A 20855-nucleotide genomic window follows, 5' to 3' on the forward strand; every position below is an offset into this window, starting at 1 on the left:
CGTCGGCGGCGCTCGAGCAGGCGCGCAGTCAGGCCGCCGCCGCCGCCGCCGCGACCGAAGGCGCGCTGCGTGTCGCCGAGGAACGCCGCAGCGGGGTGCCCGAGGCCCTGCGGTCCCGCCAGGCGCTCGACACCGCCCTGGCCGGGGCGCGTGCCGCGCGCCAGCGCCTGGATGCCACGCTGCAGGCCGCGCAGGCGGCGCAGCAGCTCGCCCTCGGCAATGAAGCAGCGCTGCGGGCCCAGCGCGACACCCTGGCGGTGGCGGAAAGCATGGCCCAAGCGCGCGTGGCAGAAGCCGCCGCGCAGTTTGCCGAAGCCCTGCGCGCCGCGGGCTTCGGCATGGCGGATGAGGAAGGGGGCGATGCCTCACCCGCTGCGGGCGAGGCCGCCTGGCGCGTCGCCGTGCTGCCGGCGGCGCAAACGGAAGCGCTCGCCCGGCAGATCCGCAGCGCCGACGAGCAGTTCGCTGCCGCGCAGGAACGCGCTGCACGCGCCACGCAGGCCGTCGCGGGGCTGGCGGCGCCGGACCTTGTCGCGCTCGACGTCCGCGCCGCCGCCTGCCGCGAGCAGGTCGAGGCGGTGCTCGCGCGCATCACCCACAACCGTGCGGAGCAGCACAAGCTTGCGCGCACGCTCGCCATGCTCGACGACATTGCCCGCGAGAACGGCGCCATCGAAGCCGAATACCGCGTCGTCGGCCACCTTTCCGACATCGCCAACGGCGGCAACGGCCGCAATCTCACCTTCCAGCGCTACGTGCTCGCTGCCCTGCTCGACGACGTGCTGCGCGCCGCCTCGCTGCGCTTGAAGGCGATGAGCCGCGGCCGCTACCTGCTGCAGCGGCGCGAGGACGTGGCCGATGCGCGCCGCGCCGCCGGGCTGGACCTGGAGGTGTTCGACGACTACACCGGCCGCGCCCGTCCGGCCAGCACGCTGTCCGGCGGCGAAGGCTTCATGGCCTCGCTGTCGCTCGCGCTCGGCCTGTCCGACGTCGTCCAGGCCTACGCCGGCGGCGTGCAGCTCGACACCCTGTTCATCGACGAAGGCTTCGGCAGCCTCGACCCCGAGTCGCTCGACATGGCGATGAAGGCCCTCATCGACCTGCAGCAGCGTGGCCGCATGGTGGGCGTGATCTCGCACGTCGAAGAGATGAAGCAGCAGATCGGCGTGGCGATCGAGGTGATTCAGGGCGCGCGGGGGAGCAGGGTGAGGCTGGCCGCAAGCCCTACTGGGGCGAACCTTGCAGCGTCATGCTGACGCTGCGGGCGAAACACTGATTTTTTGGCCCCGGGTCGGTGTTGCAGGCTGGCAGGTGTTGTCTGTCAGCCTGTTTGCCGTCCGCCCATTTCCGCTGCCAGCCGCGCCATCAGTTCCGCTGCCGGCATTGCGCGTGCGCGCCGGGCGCCGGTGCCGGACCATTGCGCGCCGTATCCCGTTTCGCCCGCCGCCTTGGCGGCGGCATTGAGTGCCTTGCCCAGCGCGTAGGCGAAGGGATAGGCGGGAATGGCGGAGGAGGGAATGTCCCGCCCCCATTCGGTGAATGGGTTCGACAGGCAGCGGGCGGGGCGACCGGAGATCACGCAGGTCATCGTGGTGTCTCCGCCTTCCGTCAGGCGCGTGCGATAGGCCGTGTCGGCGGCGCTTTCGGGGCAGCCGATGAAGGCCGTGCCCATTTGTACGGCAAGCGCGCCCCAGCTCAGGGCGCGCGCCGCGTCCCGGCCGTCCATGAGCCCGCCAGCGGCGATGACCGGCAAGCGTGTTTGCCGCGCCAGAAGCCGGGTCAGCGCTTCGGTGTCCAGTCGTTCGTCGTCGGTGTCCGTGTCGAAGATGCTGCGATGGCCGCCGGCCTCCCAGCCTTGCGCGACCACGGCATCGAATCCGGCCTGTTCGATTTGCCGTGCCTCGGCCAGGCTGGTTGCGCTGGCGACGAGGCGTATGCCGGCGTGCCGCAGTGCCGCCAGTTGATCCGGACGGGGCAGGCCGAAATGGAAGCTGGCCACGGTGGGGCGGGTTTCGAGCAGCACCGCCAGCATGGCGTCGTCGGCCCTGAAGCTGGTGTAGATCTCGTCCAGCGCCACGGGCGGTTCTGCCCCGAAGCGCGTAAAGAGGGGCGCGGCGCGTTCGATCCATCGGCGTTCCACGTCGCGGTCGGACGCTGCGGGGCGGTGGCAGAAGAAATTGGCGTTGAAGGGGCGGCTGGTGAGCGCCTGCGTCGCACGGATCGCCTGTGCGGCGGCCTCGGCCGTGGCCGCTCCCAGCCCCAGGGCGCCCAGCCCGCCCGCCTGCGATACCGCGCCGGCCATGGCCGGCGTGGAGACGCCTGCCATCGGCGCCTGGAAGATGGGGATCGTCAGTGCAATGGCGTCGAGAAGGTTGTCGTTCATGTCACACCGTGCCTGGGAGGCGGCGCCTCTTTGTCGTTTTGCAGCGCGCTTCAGCGCGGCGTGCCTTCCTGCTGGTACTTCGGCGAGCGCGGGCCGTACAGGATGCCGTTGGGCATGCCGGCCGAAAGCAGGCGGTAGGTGGCGATGCCGGCGACCGGATGCGATTTGTTGGTGGTGGTCTCGATGATCTGGTTGACCACCGCGGTGATGAGCAGGCCGACCAGGCCGCCATTCGAGTTGCGGCCTTCGGCGCTCGATGCCGTGGCGGAGCCCTGCCACAGCGTCTGCTCCGAGCGCAGGTCGATCAGGCGCGCTTCCGCCGTGACGCGGCTTTCGCTGGAGATGACGGCATAGGTGGTGCCGTATTGCTTGATGTCGATGTACAGTGCCGCGTCGGCGCCGAAGATTTCGTGCAGCCTGGCGAGCGCCACGCCGTGCATTTCGCCCGGGTTGTGCATGCCGTTCTGGCGGAAGGTCTCGTCGACGAGGCTGACCGGGAACACGTAGTAGCCCGATTCCGCCAGCGGCAGCGTGACCTGCGACAGCACGCTGTAGGTGGCGTCGACCTCCATGGAGCTGTTGAGCGGCGGCAGCACGAGGATGGAGGCGGGGCGGTTCTGTTTGAAGGCGGAATAGTCGTAGCCCGCCTGCTGCGTGGCGCAGCCGGCCATGAGCAGCGCGGCGAGGGCCGTGATGAGGCCGGCCTTCAGGCGAAGGCGGCCGGGTGGGGTGGAAGGCATCGGTCGGGTCTCACTCGGGTTGCCGGGCTTTGCGCATCAGGAAGTCCATGTAGGCGGCGCTTTCCGGATACAGGGTCTTCTCGGCCTCGAAGTGCCGCAGCATCTGGTCGGGCTGTTCGCTCCCGGCGTACAGGATGCCCAGGTGCGCGTGGTAGCCCGGCGGCACCGCCAGGCTCTTGGCGCGGGCTTTCTCCAGCCCGGCTTCGAGTGCGGCGATCTGTTCTTGGGCGCCTTGTTCCTTGGTGAAATGGCCGTACAGCGCGGGCTGGTATTCGCCCCAGTAGTAAAGCGGCTGGGGGCCGCTGGCGCAGCCTGCCAGCAACAGCAGGCCCGCGGCCGGCAGGGCGGCCGCGAGGCGGGTGATCGAGGAATGCTTCATCGTCGTCGGGTGTTGGCCGTCGTGGAGGCGGGGGCTCAGCGCGCAGGCTGCCAGGCGCCCGATTCGATGCCTTCCACCAGCCGGTTGACGGCTTCGCGCATGGCGAGGTCGAGCACCTTGCCGTTCAGGGTCGAGTCGTAGCTGGCCGTACCGCCGAAGCCGACGACTTCGCGGTTGTCGAGACTGTATTCGCCGGCGCCCTGGGTGGAGAAGACCACTTCGGAGCTGGCGACATCGACGACGTTGAGGTTGACCTTGGCGTAGGCGACCTGCGACTTGCCGCGGCCGAGGATGCCGAACAACTGGCGGTCGCCGGTTTCCTTGCGGCCGAATTCGGCAACGTCGCCCGTGATGACGTAGGCGGCGCCCTTGAGCTTCTGCGCCGCGCCGGACAGCTCCGCCTCCTGCTTGATTTCCGGCATGTTGTCACGGTCCAGCACGTTGAAGCGGCCGGTCTGCTGCAGGTGGGTGATCAGGATGGTCTTGGCCTGGCTGCCGAGGCGGTCGACGTTGTCGCTGAAGATGCCGCGCATGAAGCTCGAACGGTTGTCGAACTTGCCGACCGCGATCAGGCTGCGCTGGCCGCTGTAGGGTGTGCCGGCTGCGGCGACCTTGGGGACTTCGAGCGTGCGGTGCTGTTCGGTGGCGCAGCCGGCGGCGAGGAAGACGGCTGCGGCTAGCGTGCTTGCGGTGGCGAGCTTGCGGTAGGCGGGATGGGTGCGCATGGTGGGGGCTTCCGGCTATGTCAAATGAAACAGGGCGGCATTGTGTCTCAATGCCGCCCCTTATGCCAGGGCCTCGTTCACGAAGCGCGGAGCGCGTACCGGATGCCGGGACCCGCTCCAGGGCGCGGGGGCGGGTTTCCAGCCGAAAAACCGCCCGCGCCGCGCTCCGGCCGTCAGCCGCGGCGGCGGACGGCGCCGGCAGCCGCCAGCGCGGCGCCCATCAGCAGCAGCGTGCCGGGCTCGGGCACCTGTGACGGCGGCACTTCGGTACCGGATTGTTCTTCCCAGATGCCGACGGTGTGGTTGTCCGATTCGTAGCCCGCCGTGGAGACGGTCTGCGCGAAAACGATCCTGTCGAAGCGCGTGTCGTCGGTAGCGAAGAAGTTCAGGAAGACGTAGGGCTCATCGTCATTCTGGCCCACGCGCGGCGAGATCGGGTTGCCGAAGTACTCCGGCTTGTCCGCCACCAGCGCGAGTACGTTCGTCGGGGTGAAGGAATACAGCCACGTGTCGCCATTGTAGAAGGACACCTGGTTGCCGGCATCGAGCGCGGACAGCCAGTAGCCGAAGTAGGTCAGGTCCTTGTTGAAGTCGATGGAATAGGACGTGGTCGCGCTGATGCCGGCGACCGCGTACCGGTCGTCGCCGGTCGCGCCGCCATACTGGTTTGCAGCGATGACGTTGAGATTCTGGTAGGTGCCCGAGATGCCGTGGCCGTTACCGCCGAAGTTCGAGACATGGCTTGCGTGCACGCCCGTGGGCACGGCATCGAAGCGTTCGACGCCGACGATGGCCTGGCCATCCGGTGCGCCTGGGTCTGCCGGCGTGAAGGAAGCGGTCGTGTTGGTCACGCCCGCGGCCTCGTAGGTGACCACGAAGCCAGCGCTGGCCGTGGCGGAAACGGTGAACAGGGACGCGGCCAGCACGGCGGGCGCGAGGGTACGAATTGTCGTCATTGCATGACCTCCTGCAGTCTTTTCATGGCAGGTCCTTTCGCGGAACTGCCTGCGATGGCTTGAGCGATATTCGTGCCAGAAAAACAAGTAATTGAAAAAAAAGAAACTAACGATATTTTCGATCGAATTTGAGGGGCGTATGTAAAGAAACGCGACACCTGGTGCTTCAGGCCCCCTGGCGAGGGCCGGAAGCACCAGGCGGGGCCTTGCCGATGGCCGCTTGCGGTGTCACGGTGGCCGTCTACCATTGCGGCACGAACATGCGGAGACCGGGGGCGACCATGAATGCTGCGGACGAATTGATGAACAGCCTGATGCGCCCCGGCGTGCTGCCGGATTCGGCGCAGGGGGTCGAACTGATCGAGACCCATATCTCGTGGGTGCTGCTGGCCGGCGGGCATGCCTGGAAGCTGAAGAAGCCGCTCGACCTCGGTTTTCTGGACTTCAGCACCGTCGAGCGCCGGCGTGCGGCCTGTGAGGCCGAGTTGAGGCTCAACCGGCGCACCGCGCCCGAGTTGTACGAGGCGGTGGTGCCGGTGCTGGGCACGCCCGGTGCGCCGAGGCTGGGGCGCGCGCCGGAGGAGGATGGCGAGGCTCCGATCGACTTCCTGGTGCGCATGCGCCGCTTCGACCAGGCTGCGCTGTTCGCCCATTTGCTGGACGAAGGCCAGCTCGTCCCGGCCCTGTTCGACCGCCTGGCCCGGCATGTCGCCGATTTCCACGCCGTGGCGGCGGTGGCGAAGCCGGGTGGGGGATTCGGCGACGCGGATGCGGTGCATGCGCCGGTGCGGCAGAACTTCGAGCAGATACGCGAGCGCATCGACGATCCGGCGATGCTCGACGTACTTGGCCGCGTGGAGACTTGGGCGGAGGCGCGGTTCGCCGCGTTGCGCCCGGTGTTCGACGCGCGCCTGGCCGGCGGCCGGGTGCGTGAATGCCATGGCGACCTGCATCTGGGCAATCTGATCGTGCTCGACGGCGAGCCGCGCCTGTTCGACGCGATCGAGTTCAGTGCCGAACTGCGCTGGACCGACGTCGCCGCCGACATCGCCTTCCTGGTCATGGACCTGCAGGCGCGCGGCCGCGCCGAACTCGGCGGGCGCTTCCTCAATGCCTGGCTGGAGCGCTGCGGCGACTACGAAGGCCTGCGCGTACTGCCCTATTACCTGAGCTACCGCGCGATGGTACGTGCCAAGATCGCGGCGATCCGCGCCGCCCAGCTCGATGGCGGGGCGCGGGACGCGTGCCTCGCCGAATGCCGGCGCTATCTCGCGCTCGCCGCCGCGCAGGCCGAGCCGGCCGCGCCCGCGCTGTTGATTGCCTGCGGCCTGTCCGGCTCCGGCAAGACCAGCCAGTCGCAGCCTCTGCTCGAACGGTGGGGGGTGATCCGCGTGCGCGCCGATGTCGAGCGCAAGCGCCTGTTCGGCCTGGCCGCCGAGGCCGCGAGCGGTTCGGCGCTGCGCGGCGGGCTGTATTCGGCGGAGGCGACGGCGCGCACCTACGCGCGGCTGGCCGACCTGGCGCATGCCGTGGTGGAGGCCGGCTATCCGGTACTGGTCGATGCCACCTTCCTGCTGCGGGCGCAGCGCCGCCGCTTCGCCGAACTTGCCGGCGCGCTCGGTGTGCCCTTCGTGATCCTGGCCTTCGATGCGCCGCTGGAAATCCTCAGCGAGCGCGTGCGCCGCCGTGCCGCAGCGGGGGCGGATGCCTCCGAGGCCGATCGGGTGGTGCTCGATGCGCAACTGAGCACGCACGAGGCGCTCGAAGCCGGGGAACGCGAGCGCGTGCTCGATGTCGATACACGCTCGGCGCCGGACTGGCATGCACTGCTGCCGGGGCTGGCGGCGTTGTGGCCGGGCGTGCTGTCGCGTGCGGCGGATCGGGAGGATCGATGAAAGGCTTGTGTGCCGCGAAGCGCGCGGACGGACCGGATGGCGGGGCCGGCGGGAGAGGCCGCGGGCGGGTGGGCGCTGGGCGCCCGGCGTCGGCAAGCGGCGGGCGCACGCGTCCGGATGCTTCGGGGGCAGGATGGATACGCTGACGCATGCGCTCTCCGGCGCGCTGGTAGGCCGCCTGCTGGCCGGCCGGCGTACGGGGTCGGCAGCCGGCGCGGCGGCCGTATCCCGGCCGTCGCCGCCGGTGTGGCAGATGGTGGCCGCGGGCACGGCCGCGGCGATTTTCCCCGATCTCGATTTCATCCTCGGCTGGGTGTCGGAGCTGACCTATCTGCGCGGCCATCGCGGCGTGACGCATTCCTTGCTGTTGCTGCCGCTGTGGGGGCTGCTGATCGCCTGGCTGCTATCCCGTTTCTGGCGGCGCGGCGGCCGAGCGGGGCCGGACTGGCGCAGCCTGTACGCCGTCGTGTGCGCGGGGATTCTCATCCACATCCTGGGCGACCTGATCACCCAGTTCGGCACGATGATCCTCGCTCCTTTCTCCGAGCGCCGCTTCGGCTGGGGGACGAGCTTCATCATCGATCTGCCGCTGACCGGGATCATCCTCTCCGGCCTGCTCGGCAGCGCATTGTGGCGGCGCAGCCGGGTGCCGTCGGCGCTGGCGCTGGTGCTGCTGGCGGGCTGGATCGGCGTGCAGGCGGTGGGGCGCGGCGAGGCGGTCGATGCCGCGCGGGCCTATGCGAAGCGGCAGGGCATCCGGGCGGAGCTGATCGATGCCGCGCCACGGCCGGCTTCGCCCTTCAACTGGACGGCGATCGTGTTCGACGGCGAGCGCTACCACTATGCCCACATCAACACCCGCCGCAGCGCACCGCTCGCTGCCACGGCGGACGACAATTTCATCCGCCGCCTTTCCGCGCCCTATCTGCCGGTGGCCCAGGCGCAATGGGAAGTGCGCGAGCGCTTCGGCGGCAACGGTGCGCGCGAACTGGCCGAGAAAGTGTGGCGTGCCGAGGATTTCGCCTTCTACCGCTGGTTTGCGATGTTCCCGGTGCTCGACCACGCGGGGAACGGGCCGTCGGGCCAGGCCTGCGCGAACTTCGTCGACCTGCGTTTCATCACGCCGGGGCGTGACGAGACGCCCTTCCGTTATGGGCTGTGCAGCCGGGAAGGCGGCTGGCGCTTGTTCGAGCGGCAGCCGGACGGTATTCGCTGGGTCGTCGATTGACGCCTTTCCGTGTCTTGTCACTTCCATCTTCCGCGCAATGTCCGATTCTGCCTCGACCCCTCCAGCCCCGCCCAAACCGCCGCGCAAGCGGCGCTATGTGCAGGATCTGGCCTTCATCGCCGCCATCGTGCTCGGCATGCAGTGGCTGCAGACGCGCCATGTGCCCGAGGGCGCTGCGCCGGCTTTCGCCGCGCCCTCGGCCGCGGGCGGCCAGATCAGCCTGGCGGAGTGGCGGGCCGGCCATGCGGAAGGACCGGTGGGGCTGTATTTCTGGGCGGACTGGTGCGTGGTGTGTGCGGCCCAGCAGGGCGCGGTGGAGGCGGTGCAGGCCGATTGGCCGGTGCTGACGGTGGCGATGCAGTCGGGCGACGAGGCGTCGGTGGCGAAGGTGCTGGCCGCGAAGGGTGTGGACTGGACGACGGCCGTCGATGCCGATGGCCGCATCGCTGCGCGCTACGGCTTGCACGGCGTACCCGCCTTCGTCGTGCTCGACCGCGACGGGCGGATCCGCTCGGCGACAATCGGCTATACCTCCGAATGGGGCATTCGCGCCCGCCTGTGGTGGGCGGGGCTGGTCGGATGAGCGGTGGGCCGGGGCTTTTAGGTGGGCTGGTTGAGCAGGTCGCTGATCGCGGTCTGAATGCGCAGCGCGACGCCGCTGTGGTCGAGGCCGGGGTTGCGGATCGTGCGCAGCAGCAGGCCTTCGAACAGACAGGCCAGCACTTCCACCATGTCGTCGATGGCGGCAGGACTGTCTTCGTGGCCGGCAGTGCGGCGGATGTCGCGGATGGTGATGGCGAGTTCGCGCCGGCAGGTCGCGTCGGCCTCGCGGACGATCTGTCCGACGTGCGGATTGCGCGCGGCTTCGGCGACAATTTCGAGTTTGAGGCCGGCCGAGACCGGATCGAGCTGGTCCGCCACGCCTTCGGCGGCGCGCTCGATCAGGGCGGTGCGGATGTTGGCGGCCGCGCGGAATTCAGCCGTCATCGTCATCAGGCTTTCGAGGTCCTGTGCCACGATCGCGGCGATGATGGCTTCCTTGTTCTCGAAGTAGTGGTAGATATGGCCGGGGCTCATGCCCGCGATGCTGGATATCTTGGCGATGCTGGCAGCGTGAAAGCCGTATTCGCGGAAGCACTCGGCCGCGGCGCACAGGATCTGCTGGCGGCGGGCGGTGGCGCGTGAGGCGTCGATCGGAGGCGTCGTCGGATCCGTGTTTTGCATGCGTGTGGTATGAAGTCGGATTTCGCTGGGCTTCGCCCTGCTGTCGGGGTCAAGGTTCTTGCGGCGCAGCAAAGGCTAACATAGAATGAGCGTTCAATCTAGAATAACCCTTCTAAAGGGCAGGATTAGAGCGGAACGAGGTGTTCCTGCTGGCGTCCTGTTCCTCGAGTTCACGAGGCTCCAATGAAGAACACCAGCAACGTCCTCTCCAAGCCTGCCGTCCTGGTTGTGCTGAGTGCCCTGCTTCTCGCCGCATGTGGCGGCAAGGAAAACGGTGGAGGGGCGGCACAAGGCGGCGCGCCGCAAGCGCCGGCCGTGACGGTCCTGACCGTCAAGACCGAGGCGGTGCCGATGGTGGCCGAGCTGCCTGGCCGCACCAGCCCTTACCTGATCGCCGAACTCCGCCCGCAAGTGAGCGGGATCCTGACCCAGCGCTCGTTCAACGAGGGGAGCGAGGTCAAGGCCGGGCAAGTGCTCTACCGCATCGACGCGGCGCCCTACCAGGCGGCTTACGACAGCGCGAAGGCGAGCCTGGCGCGTGCAGAGGCGAATGCCAGGGTGGCGCGCCTGAAGGCCGAGCGCCATGCCGGCCTGGTCAAGATCGAGGCAGTCAGCAAGCAGGCCAACGACGATGCGCAGGCCACGTTGCAGCAGGCGGTGGCGGAAGTCGCCGCGGCGAAGGCCGCGCTGGACAAGGCCAAGATCGATCTCGACTACACCCAGCTCAAGTCGCCGATTGCCGGCCGCATCGGGCGCTCGGCGGTCACCGCCGGGGCGCTGGTCACGGCCAATCAGGCGCAGACGCTGGCGACCGTCCAGCAGCTCGATCCGATCTACGTCGACCTGAGCCAGTCCAGCGCCGAACTGCTGCGCATGCGCCGCGAAGTGGAGTCCGGACGCCTGCAGACCAATGCCAGGGGCGACGTTCCGGTGAGGCTGATCCTGGAGGACGGCAGCGAGTATGCCGCCGAGGGCCGGCTGGCGCTGTCGGAAGTGACGGTGGACGAAGGCACGGGCAGCGTCACCTTGCGCGCCCGCTTCCCGAATGCGGACGGCGTGCTGCTGCCCGGCATGTATGTCCGCGCGCGCCTGCCGCAGGGTACGCGCAACGAAGCCATTCTGGTGCCGCATGCCGCCGTGTCGCGCGATCCGCTCGGCAACGCGGTGGTGATGGTGGTGGGAGCGGAGGACAAGGTCGAGGCCCGGCCGGTGCAGGCGGTGCAATCGATCGGCCCCAACTGGGTGGTGTCCGGCGGGCTTGCCGGCGGCGAGCGCATCATTGTCGAAGGCTTGCAGAAGGTACGTCCGGGTGTGCAGGTCCAGGCGCAGGAGGCGGGCAGCGCGCCCGCCCCGGCACCGGCCGCATCCGCGGCGCAGTGAGGTAGCCCGCCATGGCACGTTTCTTCATTGACCGGCCCATCTTCGCGTGGGTCATTGCCATCGTCATCATGCTGGCCGGCGCGCTGTCGATTCTCGAGTTGCCGGTGTCCCAGTACCCCTCCATCGCGCCGCCGGCGATTGCCATCAACGCCCGCTATCCGGGCGCTTCGGCCAAGGCGGTCGAGGATTCGGTCACCCAGGTCATCGAGCAGAAGATGACCGGCCTGGATGGCCTGTTGTACATGAACTCGACCTCGGATTCGTATGGACAGGCCACGGTCACGCTGACCTTCTCTGCCGATACCGATCCCGACATCGCCCAGGTGCAGGTGCAGAACAAGATGCAGACGGCGCTGCCGTTGCTGCCCCAGCCGGTGCAGCAACAGGGTGTCACCGTCGCCAAGTCGGCGCGCAACTTTCTGATGGTCGTCGGCTTCGTGTCCGAGGACGGGAGCCAGTCCGGCACCGACTTGTCCGACTTCCTCGTGGCCTCGGTGCAGGACCCGCTGTCGCGGGTCGATGGCGTGGGTGAGGTGACGGTTTTCGGTTCGCAGTACTCGATGCGGGTGTGGCTCGACCCCGCCCGCCTGAACAACTACAAGCTCACGGCGGGCGACGTGCGCGCGGCGATCGAGGCGCAGAACGCCGAAGTGTCGGCCGGCCAGCTCGGCGGCACGCCGGCGCTGCCGGGGCAGGGGTTCTCGGCGACGATCACCGCGCAGAGCCGTTTGCAGACCGCCGAGCAGTTCGAGAACATCCTGCTGCGCAGCAGCACGCAGGGTGGCGAGGTGCGGCTCGGGGACGTGGCGCGCGTCGAGATCGGCGCCGAGAACTACGGCACCGTGGCGCGCTTCAACGGCCAGCCCGCGGCCGGCGTCGGCATCCGCCTGGCCTCCGGCGCCAATGCGCTCGATACGGCCACCGCCGTGCGCGCGCGGCTTGACGAGATGCAGCGCTATTTCCCGGCCGGGGTCCAGTACGTCGTGCCCTACGACACCACGCCCTTCGTCAAGATCTCCATCCAGGAAGTGGTCAAGACCCTGGTCGAAGCGGTCGTCCTCGTCTTCCTGGTGATGTATCTCTTCCTGCAGAACCTGCGCGCCACGCTGATTCCGACCATTGCGGTCCCCGTGGTGCTGCTCGGCACCTTCGGCGTGATGGCGGCGTTCGGCTTCTCGATCAATACGCTGACCATGTTCGGTATCGTGCTGGCGATCGGCCTGCTGGTGGATGACGCCATCGTCGTGGTCGAGAACGTCGAGCGCGTGATGACGGAAGAAGGCTTGCCGCCGAAGGAGGCGACCAAGCGCTCGATGAGGCAGATCACCGGCGCGCTGGTCGGCATCGGCCTGGTGCTGTCGGCAGTGTTCGTGCCGATGGCTTTCTTCGGCGGCTCGACGGGCGTGATCTACCGCCAGTTCTCGATCACGATCGTGTCGGCGATGGCGCTGTCGGTGCTGGTGGCCATCGTGTTCACGCCGGCGCTGTGCGCGACCATGCTGAAGCCGATCGAAAAGGGCCACGAGCACGGCGAAGGCGGCCTGTTCGGGCGCTTCTTCCACTGGTTCAACGACAAGTTCCAGCGCGGCACCCAGCGCTACGAAGGCGCGGTGGGCGGCATCCTCAAGCGCAGCGTGCGCTTCATGCTGATCTACGTCGCCATCGTCGCCGTGCTGGGCGTGCTGTTCGTGCGCATGCCCACCTCCTTCCTGCCGGAAGAGGATCAGGGGGTGATGTTCAACCAGGTCATGCTGCCGGCCGGCGCGACGCAGGAGCGCACGCTCGAGGTCATCGAGAAGGTCGAACAGCATTATCTGCAGAATGAAAAGGACGCGGTGCGGGCCATCTTCACCGTGGCCGGCTTCTCGTTCGGCGGCAGCGGCCAGAACATGGGCATCGGCTTCGTCAACATGCGGCCGTGGGACGAGCGCAGTGCGCCCGGCCTCGACGTGCAGTCGGTCGCCAACCGGGCGATGGGCGCGTTCTCGCAGATCCGCGAAGCGATGGCCTTTGCCTTCGTGCCGCCGGCGGTGATCGAGCTCGGCACCTCGGGCGGCTTCACGGTGCAGATGCAGGACCGCTCCGGCCTCGGCCACGAGGCCCTGCTCGCGGCGCGCAACCAGTTCCTCGGCATGGCCGCGCAGGACTCGCGCCTCGTCGGCGTGCGTCCCAACGGCCAGGAGGACATGGCCGAACTGCGGCTCGACATCGACCACGCCAAGGCGGGGGCGCTGGGCGTCAGCGTCGCGGACATCAACGAGACCCTGGCCATGGCCTGGGGCGGCAGCTACATCAACGACTTCCTCGATCGCGGCCGCATCAAGAAGGTCTATGTGCAGGGCGATGCATCCGCGCGCATGACCCCCGAGGACCTCGACAAGTGGTACGTGCGCAACAAGGCCGGCGAAATGGTGCCGTTCTCCGCCTTCGCCCGTTCGCACTGGACCTACGGTTCGCCGCGCCTCGAGCGCTTCAACGGCCAGCCGTCGATGGAAATCCTCGGCCAGGCCGCGCCCGGGCTGTCGTCCGGCGAGGCGATGCAGGCGGTCGAGGACATCATGGGCAGGCTGCCGGCCGGCATCGGCTACGACTGGTCGGGCACCTCCTACGAGGAACGCCGCAGCGGTTCGCAGGCGCCGGCGCTGTACGCGCTGTCGCTGCTGATCGTGTTCCTGTGCCTCGCCGCCTTGTACGAAAGCTGGTCGGTGCCGTTCGCCGTCATGCTGGTCGTGCCGCTCGGTGTGCTGGGTGCCCTGCTGGCGGCGACCGGCCGCGGGATGTCGAACGACATCTACTTCCAGGTGGGCCTGCTCGCCACCATCGGCCTGTCGTCGAAGAACGCGATCCTGATCGTGGAATTCGCCAAGCTGCTGATGGAGCAGGAGGGCAAGGGGCTCGTCGAGGCGACGCTCGAGGCGGTGCGCATGCGCCTGCGTCCGATCATCATGACCTCGCTTGCCTTCGGCTTCGGCGTGTTGCCGCTGGCGATCGCCACCGGCGCCGGTGCCGGTAGCCAGAACGCGATCGGCACCGGGGTGCTTGGCGGTACCATCGCCGGCACCTTGCTCGGCATTTTCTTCGTTCCGCTGTTCTACGTCGTGATCAAGCGCATCTTCCCGGACAAGCCTCGCAGCGAGGCTCCGGCCGTCCAGGAGGGGCGCTGACATGGAGATATTCGTGACCCGAATCCGCAGTCTCGCGGCCGCGCTTGCGACCACCACGCTTGGCGCCTGCTCCCTGATTCCCGCCTATGAGCGCCCGGTCGCGCCAGTGCCGGAAACCTTTCCGCACGCGGTGCCGACCGAGGCTTCCGCCGTCGCGCCGCAGGCCGCCACCATCGGCTGGCGCGATTATTTTGCCGATGCGCGCCTGCGCGAGGTGATCGCGCTCGCGCTCGACAACAACCGCGACCTGCGCATTGCCGCGCTCAACATCGAGCGCGCGCGTGCGCTGTACGGCATCCAGCGCGCCGACCTGTTCCCATCGATCGCCGCCACCGGCGGGCAGAGTGCCCAGCGCGTCCCGGGCGACCTCAGTGCCTCGGGCGACTCGGCGGTCAGCCGCCAGTACAGCGCCAACCTCGGCTTCGCCTCGTACGAGCTCGACTTCTTCGGCCGTGTGCGCAGCCTGGAAGAGCAGGCGCTGCAGACGTATCTCGGCACCGAGGAGGCGCGTCGCAGCGCCCAGATCAGCCTGGTGGCCGAGGTCGCCAATGCCTGGCTGCGGCTCGCCGCCGATCGCGAGCGGCTGGCGCTGGCGCGCAGCACCTTCGACACCCGGCAGAAGTCCTTCGACCTGACGCAGCGCAGCTTCGATGCCGGTGCCGTGTCGGCCCTCGATTTGCGCCAGGCCGAGACGCTGCTGCAGACCGCGCGCGCGGATGCCGCACGCTATTCCGCGCTGGTAGCGCAGGACGAGAATGCGCTGGCCCTGGTCGTCGGCGCCGGTGTGCCGGCCGAATTGCTGCCCGATGGGCTGAACGAGGCCATCGCCAGCGTGGCCGAACTGCCGGCCGGCGTGCCGTCCGAGGTGCTGGCCCGCCGGCCGGACATCGCCCAGGCCGAATATGCGCTGCGTGCCGCCAACGCCAACATCGGTGCGGCGCGCGCCGCCTTCTTCCCGAGCGTGACGCTGACGGCCAGCGTGGGTTCCGCGAGCTCGTCGCTCGACGGCCTGTTCGAAAGCGGTTCGCGGGCCTGGAGCTTCATGCCGCAGATCCGCCTGCCGATCTTCGAGGCAGGGCGCCTGCAGGCGAGCCTGGACGTGGCGGAGATCCAGCGCGACATCAACGTCGCGCAGTACGAGCAGGCGATCCAGTCCGCCTTCCGCGAGGTTGCCGATGCGCTGGCCGAGCGTGCGACGCTGGCCGAACAGCTGGATGCGCGGCGTGCCCTGGTCGAAGCCACGGCGAAGAGCTTCGAACTGTCCGATGCGCGCTACAAGGGCGGTGTCGACAGTTACTTCAACCTGCTCGACGCCCAGCGCGGCCTGTATGGCGCCGAACTGGAGCTGATCTCGGTCCGCTTGTCCGACGCCACCAACCGCGTTGCCCTGTACAAGGCGCTCGGCGGCGGCTGGCAATGAGCCTGGCGCCCGCCGGCGGGGCGCATGACCCGAGCGAGGACCGCCGCATTCCGGTGACGGTCCTCACCGGCTTTCTCGGCGCCGGCAAGACCACGCTGCTCAATCACCTGCTGCGCCAGCCGGGCATGGAAGGCTGCGCGGTGCTGATCAACGAGTTCGGCGAAGTCGGCGTCGATCACCACCTGGTCGAAAAGGTCGACGAAACCCTGGTCGTGCTCGACTCGGGCTGCATCTGCTGCAGCGTGCAGGGTGACCTGGTCAAGGCGCTGAAAGGGCTCTTCATGCGCGCGCTGCGGCGCGAGCTGAAAGGCCTGCGCCGGGTGCTGATCGAAACCACCGGCCTTGCCGATCCGGCGCCGGTCATCCATACGCTGATGTCCGAACCTTTCATTGCCGAGCGCTACCGCGTCGATGGCGTGGTGACCGCGGTCGACGTCACCCACATCCTGGGACAGCTGGAAACGCATGCCGAGGCCGTGCGCCAGGTGGCGATGGCCGACCGGCTGTTGCTGACCAAGTGCGACCTGGCCGCTGCGGATGATCGCCGGATGGCGGCCGAACGCATTGCGCAACTCAATCCGGCGGCCCGCCGGACCGAGGTGTCGGCAGGCGCCGTCGCGCCGGGCGAGATCTTCGGTTGCGGCCTTTACGATACTGCCGGCAAGCATCCCGACGTAGCCGCATGGCTGGGTGAAGAAGCGGCAGTGGCCACCGCGAGGAAAGCGGCTGAGCATGCTCCAGCGTGGCGCAAGCCGGGCGCGGGGGGCGCCGCGGCCACTGCCGCTCCGGCGTCCGCCGGCGAGGCACGCGGGCGCCACGACGCCAGCGTGCGCAGTTTCGTGCTGTGCTTCGACGAGCCGCTGCCCTGGTACGAATTCTCGGATGCGCTCGGCCTGTTGCTGCAGGTCTATGGCGAACACATCCTGCGCATCAAGGGCTTGCTGAACGTCGCCGGCGACCCTCTGCCGCGCGTGCTGCAATGCGTGCAGCACAGCGTGTATCCGGCGATCAGCCTGCCGGCCTGGCCGCAGACACCGCCCTATGACGACCGCCGCAGCCGGCTGGTGTTCATTGCACGGCATCTGGCCGCCGCTGATGTCGCTGCGCTGCTGGACAGCTTCGTCGGACAGCAGTCCGTCCAGGCGGAGCGGACACCGCCGGCCTAGCGGCCGGGCCGGTGCCGGATGCAGGACGGAATCAGTCGCAGCTCGCGCGGCATGCCCCGCCGCTGCAGTCTTCCGCTTCGACCCTGCACGCTGCCTTGGTCCGATGGACCAGGCGGTGGTCGTTGTCGTAGTCGCATATCAGGCGCGACAGGCTGCCCTTGCGCTCGGCATGCATGCGTACCGCCTTCGAGCCGTGGATCGCGGCCGGTGCCACGTTGCATGACAGGTAGCCGCTGAAGCTGCCGTCGGCCGATTCCCACAGCGCGATGTTTTTGGCTTCACGGTAGCTCTCGAAGCTGGAGCAGGCCAGGATGTCGCCGCCGTAGAGGCGGGCGCTGTCGCCACAGAAGCCCATGAAGGTGTAGCGCAGTTCCGCCTCGGTCGGACAGGCTGCGACCTGTACCGCGTCGGCCAGGTCCGGACAGGACATGGGGGACGCCGCCGCCGCGGGGCCGGCTGCGAAGCCGCTGCCCAGGAGAAGGGCGAACAGAAGGTGTTTCGGGATGGCCATGGGTTTGTCCATGAAAGGTCGATTTGGAGAAATTACCAGAACTTCCACCACCATTTGCGCTTCTTCATCGCTTCTTCGACGTGGTCCGACCATTGGGTCGCGCCGCCGTGGGCGATGAAGTGCGCGCCGAAGCGTTTGTCCGCTTCATTGATGTGGCGTGTCAGCCAGACCTTGAGGAAGTGGAGCAGCTCGAAGGTGATCGCGGCCTGGCCGGAGTCGAGTTTTTCCTGCAGGGCGCGGACCTGGGCGATGAGATCTTCGTGGTTCTGCTTGTGCGCGGCGAAGTCCGGATAGTTGGATACCCGCATCAGGCTTTCCTCGACCGCGAAGTGGGTGCGGGTGTAGTCCGCCAGCTTGTCGAGGATCTGGCGCGAGGTCGCGGAGCCGTGATGCTCCTGGATGGCGACGTGCAACTGGTTCAGCAGGTCGACGAGTTCCTTGTGCTGTTCGTCGATTTCCTGGATGCCGACGTCGAAATCACTGCTCCAATGGAAAAGGTCGGTGGTCATGGTGCCCCCTGTAGTTCTGCAAACGCGAAGGCTAAGCCTTGCAGCGAACAAGGGCTTGATCGTGGTCAAGCCTGCGTGGAGTCGTGCCCTGGCGGGTGGTTCGCGGCACGATGACATAAAGATAGCATCGGCCGTCCTTGCGGGCGGGCCGGATCGGCCGGCGATGTGACGTGGTTCCGCTTTTCGCCGCCATGGACGCGCCCCGGATGCGGGCGATGGGCGGTCGTTGTTATGCTGTCGACCCATTGCCCGCGACCGGGCCGTCCCCTTCCGCTCCGCTTTGACCGCTCCCGCCCCCCCGTTCCCGTCCCTGACCCCGTTCGAATCCCGTTGGCTGGCGGAGGTCGTGCGCCGCCATGAGGAGCGCCATGGCGCGCTCGAAGACCGCGCCGCGATCGACGCCGCGCGCTCCGCCGCGCCCGAATTCGAGGCGCGCGTGCTGCATCGCGCCCTGGTGCTCGGCGCGCGCGAAGGCTGGCGCGACGCCATCTTGCGCTGGCATGGCCGGCTGCGGCTGGCCCTGGCGGCAGGCATGGTGCTCGCGTTGGTGCTCGGGTTCGGGGCCGCCGCCGGGGTGCTGGGTGACGGCAGCCGCGCGGTGAATGTGGTCTGGGCGCTGGGCGGGTTGCTGGGGGTCAATCTGTTCAGCCTGTTGTTGTGGGGCCTGGCGACGCTGCTGCCGCGCAGCGCCGCCGGGGCGCGGGGCGGCGTCGCGCCCGGCGGGTTGTCGCTGCGGCTGTTGGCGTTCTTCGATCGCTCGCCCGAGGCGGCGGACCTGCCGCTGGCGCTGGGCAGCCTGCTCGGGCGCGGCCGCGCTGCGAGCTGGGGGGCGGGAGCGGTCGGACATGCCCTCTGGGCGCTTGCTCTGCTCGGCGCCGCCGCCGGCGTGCTGGCGCTGCTCGCCACACGCCGCTACGGCTTCGTGTGGGAAACCACCATCCTGCCGGCGGGCGTGTTCGTGTGGCTGACCGAGGCGCTCGGCAGCCTGCCCGGCCTGCTCGGCTTTCCCGTGCCTGACGCGGCCACGGTCGCGGCCAGCGGCGACGCGCCGATGCTCGAAGAGGGCGGGCGCAGGGCCTGGGCCGGCTGGCTGATCGGCGCCCTGCTGGTCTATGGCGCGGTGCCGCGGGCGGCGCTGGCCTTGATGTGCGCGGGCCTGTGGGCGCGCAGGCTGCATGGATTGCGGCTCGACCTGGGCCGTCCCGCCTATGCCCGCCTGCGGCCGCTGCTGCTGCCCGACAGCGAGCGCATCGGCGTGCGCGACCCGGAGCCGGCGGTGATGCCCCGCCCCGAGCGGCATGCGGCACGGGTGGAAGGCGTCGGGGCGCCCGCGCTCGTCGCGCTGGAACTGGGTGGCGATCTCGCCTGGCCGCCGGCCGTGCCGCGCGGGGGAGGGGAGGGCCGGCGAGGAGACGCGGCCTTCGATGGCGGCCGCCTCGACAGCCGCGAGCAGCGCCGCGCGGCGCTCGCCCGCTTCGCGGCGCAGCCTCCGCGCCGCTTGCTGATTGCCGTGGATCCGCGCCGCACGCCCGACCGCGGCAACCTCGGCGTCATCGCCGATCTGGCCGACCATGCCGTCGAAGCCCGCGTGTGGGCGCTCGGCGCCGATGGCAAGGATGGCGCGGGTCGTCTGCCGCTATGGCGCGATGGCCTCGCACGCCTGGGCTTCGCGCCGGATGCGCTGATCCTCGATGCCGTGGCCGCGGGCGACTGGCTCGCCGGCCGCCAGCCGGAGCACAGGCCATGAACGGGGTTCTGCGCGTGGCCGTCGTGGGCCACACCAATACCGGCAAGACTTCGCTGCTGCGTACCCTGGCGCGCGATGTGGGCTTCGGCGAAGTGTCCGACTCCGCCGGCACCACGCGCCATGTCGAAGGCCTGCGCCTGATGGCCGGCGGCCGGCCGGTCGTCGAGCTGTTCGATACGCCGGGGATGGAAGACGCCATCGCCCTGCTCGAATTCGTCGACGCGCTGGCCGCGCCGGGCGAGCGCCTGGACGGCCCCGAGCGCCTTGCGCGCTTCCTTGGCCGGCCGGAGGCCCCCGCTCGCTTCGAGCAGGAGGCGAAGGTGCTGCGCCAGATGCTGGCGAGCGATGCCGCCCTGTACGTCGTCGATGCGCGCGACCCGGTGCTGCCCAAGCACCGTGACGAGCTCGAACTGCTGGCCGGCTGCGCGCGCCCCTTGCTGCCGGTGCTGAACTTCGTCGCGTCGAGCGAAGCGCGCGTGGCGGACTGGCGGGCTGCACTCGCCCGGCTCAATCTGCACGCCGTGGTCAGCTTCGATACCGTCGCGCCGGCGCTGGACGGCGAGCGCGAGCTGTTCGATTCCCTCGCCACCTTGATGCATGCCCACCGCCCCGCGCTGCAGCGCCTCATCGATGCCCGTGCGCAGGAGGCCGACGAGCGCCGCGCCGCGGCGCGCCGCCTGGTGGCCGAACTGCTGGTGGAACTGGCGGCACGCCGCGACCGCCTCGCGGTCGAGTCCGGCGCGGCGGCGGCCCCTGAGCGCGTGCTGCAGGAGGCCGTGGAACGCCTGCGCGATGCGGTGCGCCAGCGTGAGCAGGATTGCGTCGAGGCCTTGCTGCGCCTGTACCGCTTCCGACCGGACGACGCCCGCGCCAGCGCGCTGCCATTGACCGACGGGCGCTGGGACGACGACTTGTTCAACCCCGAAACCCTGCGCCAGATGGGCCTGCGGCTGTCGACCGGCGTCGCCGCCGGCGCCGCGGCCGGGGTCGGCATCGATCTGATGGCGGGCGGCCTCACGCTCGGCGCCGCCGCGGCCCTGGGGGCGATTGCTGGCGGGTTGTGGCAGACCTTCGGCCACTATGGCGAACGCATCGCCGCCAGGCTGCGCGGCCATCGCGAACTGACCGTCGACGACCTCGTCCTGCGCGTGGTCGCGCTGCGCCAGTATCGCTTGCTGGCCGCGCTGGAGGGCCGCGGCCATGCCGCGCTGGCGCCGATCGAGGTGCAGGCGGCGGAGGCCGATGCCGATGAGGTGGTCGAGCGCTGGCGCGAGGGCGGCCTGCCTCATGCCCTGGAAAAGGCGAGGGCCCATCCGGAGTGGGTAGACGGACAGGGCGATGAAGAGCGCGACGCGGCGATCGCCGCGATCGCCGCTGCCCTCGATTGAGCGGCGGGCCGGCATCCGGGGGCGAGGCCACGGGGCGTGC

General features: G+C 69.2%; 18 protein-coding genes. 10 read left to right on the forward strand and 8 right to left on the reverse strand.

Features of this window, described 5'->3' with window-relative positions; all coding sequences use genetic code 11:
- A partial coding sequence (locus tag C666_RS11010) for an AAA family ATPase (RefSeq protein WP_004338461.1) occupies window positions 1-1256 on the forward strand: 1256 nt, incomplete at its 5' end.
- A gap of 65 nt (window positions 1257-1321) precedes the next feature.
- Here the strand turns inward: C666_RS11010 and C666_RS11015 are convergent.
- The 5 genes from C666_RS11015 to C666_RS11035 form a co-directional block, all read right to left on the reverse strand.
- Window positions 1322-2383: an NAD(P)H-dependent flavin oxidoreductase gene (locus tag C666_RS11015; protein WP_004338462.1), complete on the reverse strand. Its 1062-nt coding sequence runs from the start codon at window positions 2381-2383 to the stop codon at window positions 1322-1324.
- Between the two features lie 50 nt (window positions 2384-2433).
- On the reverse strand, window positions 2434-3123 hold the full coding sequence (locus C666_RS11020) for a DUF799 domain-containing protein (RefSeq protein WP_004338463.1): 690 nt from the start codon (window positions 3121-3123) through the stop codon (window positions 2434-2436).
- Between the two features lie 10 nt (window positions 3124-3133).
- Window positions 3134-3502 (reverse strand): DUF4810 domain-containing protein, encoded by a 369-nt coding sequence (locus tag C666_RS11025; RefSeq protein ID WP_004338466.1) that lies wholly within the window; start codon window positions 3500-3502, stop codon window positions 3134-3136.
- Window positions 3503-3537: 35 nt separating this feature from the next.
- Entirely contained in the window at window positions 3538-4227 is a 690-nt protein-coding gene (locus C666_RS11030) for a CsgG/HfaB family protein (RefSeq protein ID WP_004338468.1), read from the reverse strand.
- 173 nt (window positions 4228-4400) lie between these two features.
- Window positions 4401-5183: an Npun_F0296 family exosortase-dependent surface protein gene (locus C666_RS11035; RefSeq protein ID WP_004338471.1), complete on the reverse strand. Its 783-nt coding sequence runs from the start codon at window positions 5181-5183 to the stop codon at window positions 4401-4403.
- 281 nt (window positions 5184-5464) lie between these two features.
- On the opposite strand from C666_RS11035, the gene C666_RS11040 reads away from it, so the two are divergent.
- From C666_RS11040 to C666_RS11050, 3 genes are all read left to right on the forward strand, one after another.
- The gene (locus tag C666_RS11040; protein WP_004338473.1) at window positions 5465-7078 is read left to right on the forward strand and encodes a bifunctional aminoglycoside phosphotransferase/ATP-binding protein; all 1614 of its coding nucleotides are present in this window, start codon (window positions 5465-5467) and stop codon (window positions 7076-7078) included.
- Between the two features lie 133 nt (window positions 7079-7211).
- Entirely contained in the window at window positions 7212-8306 is a 1095-nt protein-coding gene (locus tag C666_RS11045) for a metal-dependent hydrolase (RefSeq protein ID WP_004338475.1), read from the forward strand.
- Between the two features lie 37 nt (window positions 8307-8343).
- Entirely contained in the window at window positions 8344-8889 is a 546-nt protein-coding gene (locus C666_RS11050) for a redoxin domain-containing protein (RefSeq protein WP_028792012.1), read from the forward strand.
- Between the two features lie 17 nt (window positions 8890-8906).
- Here the strand turns inward: C666_RS11050 and C666_RS11055 are convergent, their stop codons facing one another.
- The gene (locus C666_RS11055; RefSeq protein ID WP_004338479.1) at window positions 8907-9530 is read right to left on the reverse strand and encodes a TetR/AcrR family transcriptional regulator; all 624 of its coding nucleotides are present in this window, start codon (window positions 9528-9530) and stop codon (window positions 8907-8909) included.
- Window positions 9531-9713: 183 nt separating this feature from the next.
- Here C666_RS11055 and C666_RS11060 point away from each other — a divergent pair, with 183 nt between their 5' ends.
- From C666_RS11060 to C666_RS11075, 4 genes are read left to right on the forward strand one after another with little or no spacing between them, the layout of a single operon-like run.
- A complete protein-coding gene (locus tag C666_RS11060; protein WP_004338481.1) occupies window positions 9714-10910 on the forward strand; it encodes an efflux RND transporter periplasmic adaptor subunit in 1197 nt (398 codons plus the stop codon).
- An 11-nt stretch (window positions 10911-10921) separates the two neighbouring features.
- Window positions 10922-14074: an efflux RND transporter permease subunit gene (locus C666_RS11065; protein ID WP_004338483.1), complete on the forward strand. Its 3153-nt coding sequence runs from the start codon at window positions 10922-10924 to the stop codon at window positions 14072-14074.
- A 1-nt stretch (window position 14075) separates the two neighbouring features.
- Complete coding sequence (gene adeC / locus C666_RS11070) at window positions 14076-15494, forward strand: AdeC/AdeK/OprM family multidrug efflux complex outer membrane factor (RefSeq protein ID WP_004338485.1); 1419 nt, start codon at window positions 14076-14078, stop codon at window positions 15492-15494.
- Window positions 15491-16660, forward strand: a complete 1170-nt coding sequence (locus C666_RS11075; RefSeq protein WP_004338487.1) for a CobW family GTP-binding protein — start codon at window positions 15491-15493, stop codon at window positions 16658-16660. Before adeC ends, C666_RS11075 begins: the two co-directional genes overlap by 4 nt.
- 31 nt (window positions 16661-16691) lie before the next feature.
- Here the strand turns inward: C666_RS11075 and C666_RS11080 are convergent, their stop codons facing one another.
- Window positions 16692-17171, reverse strand: a complete 480-nt coding sequence (locus C666_RS11080) for a hypothetical protein (RefSeq protein WP_004338489.1) — start codon at window positions 17169-17171, stop codon at window positions 16692-16694.
- A gap of 32 nt (window positions 17172-17203) precedes the next feature.
- Window positions 17204-17680 (reverse strand): bacteriohemerythrin, encoded by a 477-nt coding sequence (locus C666_RS11085; protein ID WP_004338491.1) that lies wholly within the window; start codon window positions 17678-17680, stop codon window positions 17204-17206.
- A 346-nt stretch (window positions 17681-18026) separates the two neighbouring features.
- On the opposite strand from C666_RS11085, the gene C666_RS11090 reads away from it, so the two are divergent.
- Together C666_RS11090 and C666_RS11095 are read left to right on the forward strand one after the other, a co-directional pair.
- On the forward strand, window positions 18027-19427 hold the full coding sequence (locus tag C666_RS11090; RefSeq protein ID WP_004338493.1) for a DUF2868 domain-containing protein: 1401 nt from the start codon (window positions 18027-18029) through the stop codon (window positions 19425-19427).
- Complete coding sequence (locus tag C666_RS11095; RefSeq protein WP_004338495.1) at window positions 19424-20815, forward strand: GTPase/DUF3482 domain-containing protein; 1392 nt, start codon at window positions 19424-19426, stop codon at window positions 20813-20815. Before C666_RS11090 ends, C666_RS11095 begins: the two co-directional genes overlap by 4 nt.
- The last annotated feature ends 40 nt before the right edge of the window (window positions 20816-20855 follow it).

The sequence above is a fragment of the Thauera linaloolentis 47Lol = DSM 12138 genome, from assembly GCF_000310205.1.
GTDB classification, from domain to species: Bacteria; Pseudomonadota; Gammaproteobacteria; order Burkholderiales; family Rhodocyclaceae; genus Thauera; species Thauera linaloolentis.